General features: G+C 69.8%; 9 protein-coding genes. 3 read left to right on the forward strand and 6 right to left on the reverse strand.

The window, feature by feature from the left end; all coding sequences use genetic code 11:
* Nucleotides 1-5 precede the first annotated feature (5 nt).
* The gene (locus OG302_RS03245; RefSeq protein WP_371525266.1) at nt 6-491 is read right to left on the reverse strand and encodes a DUF1269 domain-containing protein; all 486 of its coding nucleotides are present in this window, start codon (nt 489-491) and stop codon (nt 6-8) included.
* Nucleotides 491-1045 carry a DUF1269 domain-containing protein gene (locus tag OG302_RS03250; RefSeq protein ID WP_371525267.1) on the reverse strand — a complete coding sequence of 185 codons (555 nt, stop codon included), beginning with the start codon at nt 1043-1045 and terminating at the stop codon, nt 491-493. Before OG302_RS03250 ends, OG302_RS03245 begins: the two co-directional genes overlap by 1 nt.
* 135 nt (nt 1046-1180) lie before the next feature.
* On the opposite strand from OG302_RS03250, the gene OG302_RS03255 reads away from it, so the two are divergent.
* Genes OG302_RS03255 through OG302_RS03265 form a run of 3 tightly spaced genes read left to right on the forward strand, consistent with a single transcriptional unit; the run spans nt 1181 to nt 6828 of the window.
* On the forward strand, nt 1181-2614 hold the full coding sequence (locus tag OG302_RS03255; protein ID WP_371525268.1) for a hypothetical protein: 1434 nt from the start codon (nt 1181-1183) through the stop codon (nt 2612-2614).
* Between the two features lie 21 nt (nt 2615-2635).
* Nucleotides 2636-5335, forward strand: coding sequence for a glucosidase (locus tag OG302_RS03260; protein ID WP_371525269.1), 2700 nt, complete (start codon nt 2636-2638; stop codon nt 5333-5335).
* A complete protein-coding gene (locus OG302_RS03265; RefSeq protein WP_371525270.1) occupies nt 5332-6828 on the forward strand; it encodes an alpha-amylase in 1497 nt (498 codons plus the stop codon). The genes OG302_RS03260 and OG302_RS03265 overlap by 4 nt, the downstream gene beginning before the upstream one ends.
* A 29-nt stretch (nt 6829-6857) precedes the next feature.
* On the opposite strand, the gene OG302_RS03270 is transcribed toward OG302_RS03265, so the two are convergent.
* Genes OG302_RS03270 through OG302_RS03285 form a run of 4 tightly spaced genes read right to left on the reverse strand, consistent with a single transcriptional unit; the run spans nt 6858 to nt 12753 of the window.
* Entirely contained in the window at nt 6858-8549 is a 1692-nt protein-coding gene (locus OG302_RS03270) for a SulP family inorganic anion transporter (protein WP_371525271.1), read from the reverse strand.
* 7 nt (nt 8550-8556) lie between these two features.
* Entirely contained in the window at nt 8557-11292 is a 2736-nt protein-coding gene (locus tag OG302_RS03275) for a cation-translocating P-type ATPase (protein ID WP_371525272.1), read from the reverse strand.
* Nucleotides 11289-12317, reverse strand: a complete 1029-nt coding sequence (locus tag OG302_RS03280) for a polyphosphate kinase 2 family protein (protein WP_371525273.1) — start codon at nt 12315-12317, stop codon at nt 11289-11291. Before OG302_RS03280 ends, OG302_RS03275 begins: the two co-directional genes overlap by 4 nt.
* Nucleotides 12318-12330: 13 nt before the next feature.
* Entirely contained in the window at nt 12331-12753 is a 423-nt protein-coding gene (locus OG302_RS03285; RefSeq protein WP_371525274.1) for a hypothetical protein, read from the reverse strand.
* Between the last annotated feature and the right edge of the window lie 79 nt (nt 12754-12832).

The following is a 12832-nucleotide window of genomic DNA, read 5'->3' on the forward strand; positions in this document are numbered from 1 at the left end:
CCCGGCTACGTCCCTTGCAGGGCCGCCACCAGTTCTTCTTCCCGGTCTTTGGTCAGCGAGGTGCGGATCACGCTGGGGTTGAAGGGGCGTACCGCTTCTCGTACCCGGTCGGGTGTCGAGCGCCGCACGAGGGCGAAGACGGCGGCCCGGCCCGGTTCGAGGGTGCCCGCGACCTCCTTGACGAACGCGTCGTTGATGCCGATGTCGGTGAGCTTGCCCGCCATGGCGCCGGTGGCGGCACCCACCGCGGCGCCGAACACCGGCATCAGGAAGAGCAGCCCGAACAGGGAGCCCCACAGGGCGCCGCCTGCCGCGCCGGTGGCCTTGGTGTTGTAGGTCTGACGCACATGGATCTTGCCGTCCATGGTGCGCCAGGCGAGTGCGGCGTCCTCCAGGTCGAGCAGTTCCTGGCGGGACAGTTCCTTCGCGAGGCGCAGGACTCCTTCCGCCTTCTCCTTGTCCGTGAATCCCAGTACGACGAGATCGGCCATCAGGTCCTCCTCCGTGTGTTGCGGGGCGCCGGGTCCGCGTCTGATCCGGGTACGACCGGTTCGCCCAGGCGTTGTGCCGCTGCCGCGAGTTCGGCGACGACTGGTTCGAGTGCCTCTTCTGTGAGGAAGCCCTCCGCGACGGGCACTCCACCTGCGTCACGGATCGCTTTGCGCAAGAACTTCGCCCATACGTGCTCGAGCAGGACGACGGCCGTCGCGGTGTTCGGGTCGAGGGACTCGGCCATCTCCCGGATCTCGTCCAGACTCAGTCCGAAGGCGTTGCCCTCGACGAGGCTCGGGTACGTGGTCTGTGCGGCCTGGATCCGCTCCCCCGGGATGCCGAGCAGGGCGGCGACGGTCTCGCCCATCCCCTCTGCCTGGAAGTCGAGGCTGAACAGATCGCCGCTGGGCTCTTTGCTGACGAAGAGCATGTCGAGGACGCGGATCTGCCCGTTCGCCTCGAGGATCGCCAGCTCCTCGATGATCCGGCCCTCGAACTTGGCGTCCTGGCCGAACTCGACCGTCAGGAGTTGTACCGGTCCGATCCCCACCATGATCCCTCCCTCTGGCGGAACGTCCGCCGTCACGGCCGTCATCACAGCGGCGGATCACCTGCGGCGCTTCACCCGCCGCAGGTGAGCAACGCGCGAGGCGGCGCGGCGACGCTGGCCGACGGAGGTGCGACGCCCATGAGCCATGAACACACGCCGGGCCAGGAAGACGGTGTGCTCTCCCGGGACACCGCCACCGAGTCCGAAGTAGCCCGCCTGCGCGCCGAGGTCGAAGAACTGCGGGACCGTGCCGGCACCGAGCGGCGGCGCCATGCCCGCCTGCTGTCGCTCCGGCGGGTCCTCGCGGCCTTGCTGATCGCCGTGGTCGCCATCGTCTCGGTCACCTCGGTCGTCGGGGTGTGGGGGTCGCGGACCACCCTGAACACGGACCGCTGGATCGCCACGGTGGGGCCGCTGCCGGAGGATCCCAAGGTGAACGCCGCCGTCTCCACGTACCTGGCGGACCAGATCTTCGATCAACTGGACGTCAGGGATCGGCTGTCCGAGGCACTCCCGCCCCGGGCCTCCTTCCTGGCGGCGCCGGTCACGGGAGCCGTCCACGACTTCATGCGGGACTCCATCTCGAAGCTCATCGCGACGGATCAGTTCCAGGACCTGTGGCGTGCGACGAACGAGCGCGCGCACCGGCGAATCGTCGCGGTGCTTGAGAAGCGCAACGAGAACGTGCAGGTGAAGGGCGACACGGTGACGCTGAACCTGCTGCCGATGGTCAACAACCTGCTGACGAACCTGGAGCAGCAACTGCCGTCCATGTTCGGCAAGAAGCTCGATCTGCCGGCCCTGTCCTCCGGCGAGGTCCCGCCGGGTCTGCACGCGCGCATCGAGAAGGCGCTGGGGGTGAGCCTGCCCGACAGCTTCGGGCAGATCCGGCTGTACAACCGGAACGAACTCGGCCAGCTCCAGGACGCCGTCGTGCTGTTCAAAAAGGCCGTGGTCGGACTACTGATCGCCGTTCCGGTCCTGCTCGGCCTGGCCCTGTGGGTCTCCCCCAACCGCCGGCGCACCCTGCTCCAGCTGGGCCTGTGGCTGGTGGTGACGGTCACCGTACTGTCGAGCGTGCTGCGTGCCGTGCGGGACCAGCTGCTGGGCCAGGTGCCGTCCGGTGTCTACCGCGACGGACTGGCCGCGGCCCTGTGGACCGTCTTCACCACCCTGCGCGAACGCGGCGACCAGTTGCTGTGGCTCGGTGTCGGCATCGCGGTGCTGGCCTATCTGGTCGGGCCGGGGCGGCTGCCGACGGCCCTGCGCCGGTACGCGGCCCAGGGAGCGCGGGCCACCGGCCACTTCGCGGCCAGGGCAGGAGAGCGCCTCACCCATGACTCCCCCGTGCGGCCGTGGCTGACCCGTCACGCCGATGTGCTGCGCGTGTCCGGGCTCGTCGTCGCCGCCCTGATCGCCCTGCTCCTCTCGTCGTGGACCGCGCTGCTCGTGATCGCCTGTGCGCTCGCCGCGTACGAGATCGCGATCACGCTGCTCGCCAGAAACGGGGGCTCACCCCCGGCAGGTGAGGCCGGTCCGCGGGCGCCCGCGAAGACTGGGGCTTCCGGCTGACCAAGGGCAGGGAGACGCGGCATGAAGTTCCAGACGCACGCCGGTCGGATCGGACCCGTCGGCGACAAGAGCGACCGGTCACGGCTGTGGGGCCCCTACCTGAGCGAACGCCAGTGGGGCACGGTCCGCGAGGACTACAGCTCCGGGGGCGACGCGTGGTCGTACTTCCCGCACGACCACGCCCGCTCCCGCGCCTACCGCTGGGGCGAGGACGGCCTCGGCGGCGTCAGCGACGACAAGCAGCGGCTGTGCCTGGCCCTCGCCCTGTGGAACGGCCGCGACCCGATCCTCAAGGAGCGGGCCTTCGGCCTCACGAACGGCGAGGGCAACCACGGCGAGGACGTCAAGGAGTACTACTTCTACCTCGACAGCACGCCGAGCCACTCGTACATGCGCTACCTGTACAAGTACCCGCAGGCGGAGTTCCCCTACGGCGACCTCACCGCGGTGAACCGGGAACGGACGCGCCAGGAGTTCGAGTACGAGCTCCTGGACACCGGCGTGTTCGGCGAGAACCGGTACTTCGACGTGACGGTGGAGTACGCCAAGGCGGACCACGACGACCTGCTGATGCGGATCACCGTCGACAACCGTGGCCCCGAAGAGGCGACGCTGCACGTACTGCCGACGCTGTGGTTCCGCAACACCTGGTCGTGGGGCGAGCACCCCGACCGGGACCGGCGGCCCCGGCTGCAGGAGATCGAGGGACCGCCCTCGACGCTCACCGTCAGGGCCGACCATCCGGAGCTGGGCAGCTACGACCTGCGGTGCGCCGGACCGGCCGCGCTGCTGTTCACCGAGAACGAGCCCCACAACGAGCGGCTGTTCGGCACCACCAGCGCTTCTCCCTACGTCAAGGACGGCATCGGCCGCCACGTCGTCGACGGCGAAGAAGGCGCCGTCAACCCCGCCCAGGAGGGCACCAAAGCGGCCGTACACCACCGGCTGACCGTGCCGGCCGGCGGGTCCGAGACGCTGCGGCTGCGTCTGGGGCCCGCGGGTGCCCAGCTCTCGCTCGCCCGGGGCTTCGACTCGGTGTTCAAGGACCGCATCGCCGAGGCGGACTCCTTCTACCGGGACCTGACGCCCCCGCGGGCGAGCGAGGACGAGGCCCGGGTGATGCGCCAGGCGCTCGCCGGAATGCTCTGGTCGAAGCAGTACTACGCCTTCGACCTGGAGACATGGCTGGCCGAACACGACCTGACGCCCTGGAGCGCACCGAGGCCGGGGATACGCAACCGCGAGTGGTTCCACATGGTCAGCGACGAGATCGTGTCGATGCCGGACAAGTGGGAGTATCCCTGGTTCGCCGCCTGGGATCTCGCGTTCCACGCGGTGGCCCTCTCGGTCGTCGACATCGACTTCGCCAAACAGCAGCTCGAACTCCTGCTGCGGGACTCCTACTTGCACCCCAACGGCCAGATCCCCGCCTACGAGTGGAACTTCAGCGACGTGAACCCGCCGGTGCACGCCTGGGCCGCGTACTTCGTGTACACGGTCGAGAAGGACACGACCGGCCACGCCGACCACGCGTTCCTGGAGCGCACCTTCCAGAAGCTGCTCACGAACTTCACCTGGTGGGTCAACCGCAAGGACCCCGACGGCCGCAACGTCTTCCAGGGCGGCTTCCTGGGCCTCGACAACATCGGTGTCTTCGACCGCAGCGCGCCGCTGCCCACCGGGGGCATCCTGGAACAGGCGGACGGCACGGCCTGGATGGCGCTGTACTGCCAGTCGATGCTGCAGATCGCGGTGGAACTCGTCGAACACAACGCGGCGTACGAGGACCTCGTGCTGAAGTTCGTCGAGCACTATCTGTGGATAGCCGCCTCGATGGACCGGCTCGGAAATCTCGGTGACGAACTGTGGGACGAGGAGGACGGATTCTTCTACGACGTCCTGCGACTGCCCGACGGACAGTCGGTCCGGCTGAAGGTCCGCTCCATGGTGGGGCTGCTGCCGCTGTGCGCGTCGACCGTCTTCAGGCCCGAGCAGCTGGAGCGCCTGTCGGGCCTCGGCGAGCGGCTGCAGCGGTTCGCCGAACGCCACCCGTCGCTGTCCGTGACGTTCACGTCGGCCCAGGCCGGTGCGGTGGGCGGCCCACGGCTGCTGTCCGTCGTGGACGAGAAGAAGCTGGTGCGCGTACTCGCCCATCTCCTCTCCGAGGACGAATTCCTGAGCCCCTACGGGATCAGGGCGCTCTCCCGCCACCACGCCGAGCACCCGTACTCGTTCTGGGTGCACGGCCAGGAGTACAAGGTCGGCTATCTGCCCGCCGAATCGGACACCGGCATGTTCGGCGGCAACTCCAACTGGCGCGGTCCGGTGTGGATGCCGATGAACACGCTCGTCATCCGCGGGCTGCTCAACCTCTACGGCTTCTACGGCGACGACCTGACCGTCGAGTGCCCGACCGGCTCGGGCGTGCACAAGAACCTCTTCGAGGTCGCCGAGGAGATCTCCGCCCGGCTCGGCCGCATCTTCCTGCGCGGCGAGGACGGCGTGCGCCCGGTGTACGGGGGCCAGGAACTGTTCCGGGACGATCCGCACTGGCGCGACCTGATCTCGTTCTACGAGTACTTCCACGGTGACAACGGCGCCGGCATCGGCGCCTCCCACCAGACCGGCTGGACCGGCCTGGTCGCCGCCCTGATGAAGATCTTCGGCACGCTCGGCCCGGACGCCTTCGGCCCCGGGCCCACCAGGAGGAAGAGCCGATGACCGCACTGCCCGCACAGCCCGTCGTCTACGAGGTCAACACCCGTGTGTGGCTGCGGGAGATCGCGCTCCGCACCGGTCGCCCGACCGGACTCGGGGACGTGCCGAAAGACGTGTGGGACGAGATCACGCCCTCGGGTGTCGACGCCGTATGGCTGATGGGTGTCTGGGAGCGCAGCCCCCAGGGCCGCGCCATCGCCCTGGAGAACCCGCAGCTGCGGACCGCGTTCAGCACGGCCGTGCCGGACGCGTCCGACGAGGACATCGCCGGATCGCCGTACTGCATCCGCCGCTACGAGGTCGACGCGGCGCTCGGCGGCGCCGCGGGGCTCGTCACTGCCCGGACCGAACTCGACCGGCGGGGCGTGGGACTGCTGCTCGACTACGTGCCCAACCACGTGGCGCCGGACAGCCCCTGGGCGGGCGAGCATCCCGAGTACTTCGTGCGCGGCGACACGGAGGACCTCCGGCGGGATCCGGCCGGTTTCCTCGACACCGGGCGGGCCGTCCTGGCCCGTGGCCGCGACCCGTTCTTCCCGCCCTGGCCGGACGTGGTGCAACTGAACGCCTTCGCACCGGAGTTGCGCCGGGCGACCGCACATCTCCTGGGCCACATCGGCCGGTTCTGTGACGGGCTGCGCTGCGACATGGCCATGCTGCTGATGAACGACGTCTTCGCGCGGACGTGGGGCGAGCGGGTGGGGCCGGCGCCCGCCGAGGACTTCTGGCCCGAGGTGGTGTCCGAGGTCCGCCGGGAGCACCCCCGGCTGATCTTCGCGGCCGAGGCGTACTGGGACCTCGAATGGGCCCTGCAGCAGCAGGGGTTCGACTTCTGCTACGACAAGCGCCTCTACGACCGGCTGCTCAACGAGAGCCCCGAGGCCGTCCGGGGGCATCTGCGCGCCGACGAGGAGTATCAGCGCCGGCTCGTGCGTTTCCTGGAGAACCACGACGAGCCACGGGCCGCGCGGACGCTGGACCCGGCCAAGGAGCGGGCCGCGGCCACGCTGATCGCTACCCTGCCCGGTGCCACGCTGTGGCACGAGGGACAGTTCACCGGACGCCGCGTCCATCTTCCGGTGTTCCTGGACCGGCGCCCCGAGGAGCCCGCCGACGCGCCCCTGCGGTCCTTCCACGAACGGCTGCTGTCGAGCGTGCACGGCAGCGGGATGCGCACGGGCCGCTGGCAGCTCCTGGACTGCGAGGGCTGGTCCGACAACGCATCCGGCCGCGATCTCATCGCCTCGTGCTGGACCGGCCCCGCGGGCCGGTTCCTGACCGTGGTGAACCTCTCCGCGCATCCGGCGCAGGCACGCGTACGGCTGCCGTGGACCGAGCTGCTCGGCCCGGACACCTGGGAGCTGCTCGACGTGCTCGGCTCCGGGCGGTACGAGCGCCGGGGGGCGGATCTGCTGGAGAGCGGTCTGTACGTCGATCTGCCGCCCTGGGGATCGCATGTGCTGTCCGTCGTGAGCGGATCACCTGCCGTGTCCTGACCGTGTCCGCCCGCCCCTGAATACGCCGCCTAGCCCCAGTCCGTGCCGGTGCGTGAGCGGTAGGCCTCGATCGCGCTCTCCACCGTCGGGTAGAACGCGGCCGGGTCGAAGGGGCGGGTCAGGCCGTAGCGTTCGATCTTGCGCCGTACGGGGTCCTTGAGTTCGGCGAAGACGAGGGCGACGCCGCGGTCCTGGAGCGTCCGGTCCAGGTCCTCCAGGATGTCGGCCGCTGTCGTGTCGACGTCGGTCACCGGCTCGGCCGCGATCAGCACGCACTCCAGCGGTGACGTGGTGCGGGTGTAGCGCAGGATCTGGTCGCGGAACGACTTGGCGTTGGCGAAGAACAGGGGCGCGTCGAAGCGGAGTATCACCAGGCCCGGCAGGTGCTCGGCGCCCTGGTGGGAGCGGACGTCGTGGTATCCCTCCAGGCCGGGCACGCGACCGAGCTCCGTGCTGTAGGGCCACCACGCGCGCCGGAACACGTTCAGGATGGACAGGCCCACGGCCACCGCGATGCCCGGCAGCACCCCGAGCAGCGCCACGCCGAGGAAGGCCGCCACGCACAGCCAGAACTCCGCCTTTCGCTGGTGCCACAGCCGCGCGGTGCCGCGCAGGTCGGCCAGCGAGAGCGAGGCGGTGATGACCACCGCGGCCAGGGTGGGCTGCGGCAGTGCGCGGAAGAGGCCGGGCAGCAGGACGAGCATGAGCAGGATCAGGGCGGCGCCGATCACCCCCGTGAGCTGGGTCTTGGCTCCGGCCCGTTCGGCCACGGCCGTCCGTGATCCGCTGGTGCTGACGGGGAAGCCCTGGAACAGGCCCGCCGCCGCGTTGGCCGTGCCGATGGCGATCATCTCGTTGTCGCCGCGGACCTCCTGGCCGGTGCGGGTCGCGAAGGCCGAGGCGTTGGAGATGGTGTCGGCCAGGGACACCAGCGCGATGCCCAGCGCACCGACGAAGAGCGGCCCGAGGTCGTCCCAGCGGATGTCGGGGACGGTGAAGGGAGGCAGTCCCTCGGGCAGCCTGCCGACCAGGCGCACCCCGTGGTCGCCCAGGTCGAACAGGACCGACGAGCCGATGGCGAGCACCACCATGACCAGCACGGCCGGCACCTTCGGCAGGAAACGCTGGAGGAACAGGATCAGGACGATGCCGCAGCCGCCCACGGTGACGGCGGCGGGCACCGCGTCCCCGTCGGACAGTCCGTCGAGGAAGGCGTCCAGTTCGGCGATCAGCCCGTCGGCGTCCGTGGAGAAGCCGAAGAGCTTGGGCAGTTGGCCGATGAGGATGGTCAGCGCCAGGCCGTTCATGTAGCCGATCATGGTGGGCTTGGAGATGAGGTCGGCGACGAAGCCCAGGCGCGCGACCCCCGCCAGGATCGTGATCGCCCCGACCATCAGGGCCAGGACCGAGGCGAGGGCGACCGCGCGGGCGCTGTCGCCGTCGGATGCCACCAGCGGCAGCACGGTCGCGGCGATCATCGGGCCGAGGGACGAGTCGGGGCCCAGCACGAGGATGCGGGAAGGCCCCGCCACGGCGTACGCGAGCAGGCAGAGCACGGACGTGTACAGGCCGGTGATCGGGGGCAGCCCCGCCAGCTCCGCGTACGCCATGCCCTGCGGGACGAGGAGCGTGGTCAGGACGACTCCGGCGACGAGGTCCTTGAACAGCCACTCCCGGCGGTAGGTGCGCAGCGTCCGGACGCCGGGGGGTACTCCGGGCACCGCCGCTTCACCGCCGCTCGGGGCCCGCGGGCCGCGCGCGGTTCCGGGCGATGAGTTTGCCCACCTCCCACAGCGCGAGCAGCGCGAGGGCGGGCAGGAGCGCCCAGCCGAACTGGCCGATGCCGAGCGGCACGGTGTCCAGGAGCCGGTTGAAGGCGTCCGTCTGCGTCACCAGGACGGCGAGCATGAACTCGCCCAGGATCGTCCAGTTCAGCTGCTTGCTGTCGAAGGTGTCGGCGGTCAGCACCGTTCCGGTCTGGCTGCGGCACTCCAGGGCGGCCACGATCAGGCACAGCGCGAACGAGGCGAAGGCGATGGAGTTGCCGACGCGCACGCTGTCGTAGCGCGACTCGCCCAGCTGGATCAGGGCGAGCAGTCCGGCGGAGACGGCCACCCCGGCAAGGCCGACCGTGAGCATCAGGGCGGGTGTCATGACCGCTTCGCCGCGCGGCCGCGGGCGCCGGGCCATGAGTCCGGGACTGACCCGGTCGAAGCCGAGGGAGAAGCCGAAGGCCGCGTTGACGACGAAGTGGATCCACAGCACCTGCGGGGGCGTGAACGGCTCGCCGTCGGCGATGTCGAACACGGCGGCGCCGAGGAACGTCAGCACGAACACGACGAGGAGCACCAGGACGAAGCGGATGTACTTGGTGAGGTTGTCGTAGATCTTGCGGCCCTGCTCCACCGCGTGGACGATCGTCGCGAAGTTGTCGTCGGACAGGATCATCCGCCCGGCGTTCTTGGCGACCTCGGTGCCGGAGCCCATGGCGATGCCGATGTCGGCGGCCTTGATGGCGGGGGCGTCGTTGACTCCGTCGCCGGTCATCGCGACCACGTCGCCGTTCTTCTTCAGGGTCTCGGCGAGCAGCACCTTGTGCTCGGGGGCCACCCGGCCCACCACGCCGATGTCGTCGATGCGGGCGAGCCGCTCGTCCTCCGGAAGGGCGGCGAACTCGGCGCCGAGGATCGCCTCGCCGCCGATCCCGACCTGCTCGGCGACCGCCGCACCGGTGATGACGTCGTCGCCGGTGACCATCCGTACGCGGATGTGGGCGGCCTGCGCGGCGGCGACGGCGGCCTTGGACTCGGCGCGCGGTGGATCGACCATGCCGACGAGACTGGTGATCCGCAACTCCGTGACCAGGGCGAGGAGATCGCCGTCCAGCTTGACCGTCGCGGGGTCGAGGTCCCGGGTGGCGGCGGCCATCACCCGGTGGCCGATGCGCTCCATCCGCTCGACCTCGCCCTCGGCCCGCTCCCGCAGGCAGGCATCGAACGCGATCTCGGAGTGGCCAGAGAGGGCCGTGGCGGTGCGGGCGAGGACGGCGGGCGCCGCGCCCTTGACGAAGCAGCGTACGACCGGCTGTCCCTTGTCGTCGGTGGCCGGGTGGAAGGTGGCCATCAGTTTGTACGCCGGGTCGAACGGAAGCGTGGCGAGCCGGGGCAGTCGCTCGCGGGTCGCCGTCACGTCGAGGCCCGCCTTGTGGCCGAGCACGAGAAGCGCGCCTTCGGTGGGGTCGCCCACCAGCCGCCCGTCCACGAGCGAGGCGTCGCTGGCGACGAGATAGGGCAGGATCGCGTCGTCGATGGAGGCGCTGGTGCCCGCGGCGTGGTGGACCTTGCCTTCGAGGGCGTAGCCGCTTCCCGAGACGGTGTAGCGGTCGAAGGCGTCCACGACCTCGACCACGGTCATCTGGTTCATCGTCAGGGTGCCGGTCTTGTCGGAGTTCACGGCCGAGGTGAAGCCCAGCGTCTCCACGGACGGCAGATCCTTGACGATGGCGTGCCGCCGGGCCAGGTCGAGCCCGCCCATCGACAGGATGGTCTGCGTCACCGTCGGCAGCGCCTCGGGGACGGCGGCGATGGCCAGCGACACGGCGCTGATGAACAGCGCGTCCCACGCCTCGCCCCGTCCGCGTCCCAGGGCGAACATCACGACCATGGTGATCCCGGCCGCTCCGACGATCCACAGCGTCAGCCGGTTCAACTCCCGGGTGAGAGGCGACTCTTCACGCTTGGTCGCCGACAACATGCCCGAGATGCGGCCGAGTTCCGTGGCGGCGCCGGTGGCCGTGACGACCAGCACGCCGCTGCCGTGGGTGACCGGGGTCGTCATGAACGCCATGTCCGTCTGGTCGACCGGGCCCAGCTCCTCCCCCCTCACGGCTGTGGCGTCCTTCGACACGGGGACGCTCTCGCCGGTGAGCGCGGACTCGTCGATCTGCAGGGCGCTGGCCGCCACGAGCCGTCCGTCCGCGGGTACTTCCTCCCCCGCCGCGAGCAGCACGATGTCCCCGACGACCACCTCCTCGGCGGGGATCTCGGCCTCGCGCCCCTCGCGCCGCACCCGCGCCGTCGCCTTCGTCATCGCCTTCAGGGCGTTCATGGCGCTCTCCGCCTTGCCCTCCTGACGTATCCCGATGACGGCGTTCAGCACGGTCAGTGCCATCAGCACCACCGCCGTGCCCCATTCCTGGATGGCCAGCGACACCACCGCGGAGGCGACGAGGATCATCTGCATGTACGAGGTGAACTGACCGAGGAACCGGAGCAGGGCCGGTGTCGGCCGCTCCTCCGGGAGGACGTTGGGCCCGTCCTCGGCGCGCCTCGACGCCACACGGGCGGCGTCGAGGCCCACGGCCGGGTCCACGCCGAGCTGCCCGGCCACCGCCTCTGCCGAGCGTGCGTACCAGGCGTGACCCGGTGTCACAGGTGCGCCCTGGCCCGGCGCCTGGGCGGTCATCGCGCCCGCCTCCGATCGCCCCGGTGGCCTTGGTGGTCCCGGTGGCCTCGAAGGCCTCGGAGGCTGAGCGACTCCGCATACGGGTCGCGGGCCGCGCCGCTTGGCGCTTCGTCCTCCAACTGCCGCTTTTCCAGCTCCAGTTCGTGGCGGCTCTTGTCGTCGATCTCCGGGAAGCGCGGATCGATGTCGATCAGGGTGTGGGAGAGCACCGCGGATGCGCAGATGCGGGCGTACCACTTGTGGTCGGCGGGCACGACGTACCACGGGGCCCAGGGCGTGCTCGTGGCGGACAGCATGTCGGAGAACGCCGCCTGGTAGGCGTCCCACCGGGTGCGTTCACGCGCGTCCGCCGCCGAGAACTTCCAGTTCCTGTCCGGGACGTCGATCCGTTTGAGGAAGCGGATGCGCTGTTCCTCCTTGGACAGGTTCAGGAACACCTTGACGATCCTGAACCCGTTGTCGGTCAGATAGCGCTCCCACGCGTTGATCTCCCGGTAGCGCCGGCGCCAGAACTTCTTCTTGCCCTTGGTCTTGCCCGGCAGCCGCTGGCGGTCCAGGAGTTCCGGGTGCACCCGCACCACGAGGACCTCCTCGTAGTGCGACCGGTTGAAGATGCCGATCTCTCCGCGGCGCGGCAGCCTGCGGCCGTAGCGCCAGAGATAGTCGTGCCCCAGTTCCTCGGCCGACGGCACCTTGAAGTTGGCGACGTGCACGCCCTGCGGGTTCACCCCGCTCATGACATGACGGATCGTGCCGTCCTTGCCTCCCGCGTCCAGCGCCTGGAGACAGAGGAGCACCCCGTGGCTGCCCTCGGCGGCCAGCCTCTGCTGGTAGTCGGCCAGCAGGACGACCCCGCTGCGCAGCAGCTCCTCTCCCTCCTTCCGGCTCTTGATGCCTGCCTTGCGAGCGGGGTCGAAGTCCTTGGACAGGTTCACCTTCGAGCCCGGCTCGACTCGCAGCGGCGCGACGAACTCCGCGATCCGCTCGGCCCTCGCGTCCCTGGTACGTGCCCGTCCGTCCTTCATGGGGCCCCTTCGGCTAGTACAGGGTTTCCTTCTTCACGACGCACAGACCCCAGATGACGAAGCCGTCCAGCGCGATCAGCGTCAGGGACCACAGGGGGTAGTACGGAATCGACAGGAAGTTGGCGATCACCATGAGTGCGGCGATGATCACGCCCATGACGCGGGCCCATTTCATGGCCACCAGCAGACCGAGGCTGACGATCACCGCGACCGCTCCGAAGAGCATGTGGATCCAGCCCCAGGTCGTCAGGTCGAACTCGAATACGTAGTCGGGCGTGTTGAGGAACACCTTGTCCTCGAGCGCCGCCATGAGGCCGCGGCAGAAGTCCATGGACCCGGAGATGAACAGCATCACCGCTGCGAAGATCGTCAACCCGCCGGCAGCCACCGCCTTCGCGGTGGTGGAACCGCGGTCGTGAGTGGTCGAGGTGGTCATGACCGAACCCCCATGCTCCTGGAGGGTGCCGATTGCACCGCTGTGACGCCGAGTCTCACGACCGGTCGTAGCCGGGTCG

The sequence above is a fragment of the Streptomyces sp. NBC_01283 genome (assembly GCF_041435335.1).
GTDB lineage: Bacteria > Actinomycetota > Actinomycetes > Streptomycetales > Streptomycetaceae > Streptomyces.

What these genes read in the sequence shown, in the direction of transcription:
- OG302_RS03245 (WP_371525266.1), bottom strand. Translation starts at nt 491, where the DNA reads ATGGCCGATCTCGTCGTACTGGGATTCACGGACAAGGAGAAGGCGGAA.
- OG302_RS03250 (WP_371525267.1), bottom strand. Translation starts at nt 1,045, where the DNA reads ATGGTGGGGATCGGACCGGTACAACTCCTGACGGTCGAGTTCGGCCAG.
- OG302_RS03255 (WP_371525268.1), top strand. Translation starts at nt 1,181, where the DNA reads ATGAGCCATGAACACACGCCGGGCCAGGAAGACGGTGTGCTCTCCCGG.
- OG302_RS03260 (WP_371525269.1), top strand. Translation starts at nt 2,636, where the DNA reads ATGAAGTTCCAGACGCACGCCGGTCGGATCGGACCCGTCGGCGACAAG.
- OG302_RS03265 (WP_371525270.1), top strand. Translation starts at nt 5,332, where the DNA reads ATGACCGCACTGCCCGCACAGCCCGTCGTCTACGAGGTCAACACCCGT.
- OG302_RS03275 (WP_371525272.1), bottom strand. Translation starts at nt 11,292, where the DNA reads ATGACCGCCCAGGCGCCGGGCCAGGGCGCACCTGTGACACCGGGTCAC.
- OG302_RS03280 (WP_371525273.1), bottom strand. Translation starts at nt 12,317, where the DNA reads ATGAAGGACGGACGGGCACGTACCAGGGACGCGAGGGCCGAGCGGATC.
- OG302_RS03285 (WP_371525274.1), bottom strand. Translation starts at nt 12,753, where the DNA reads ATGACCACCTCGACCACTCACGACCGCGGTTCCACCACCGCGAAGGCG.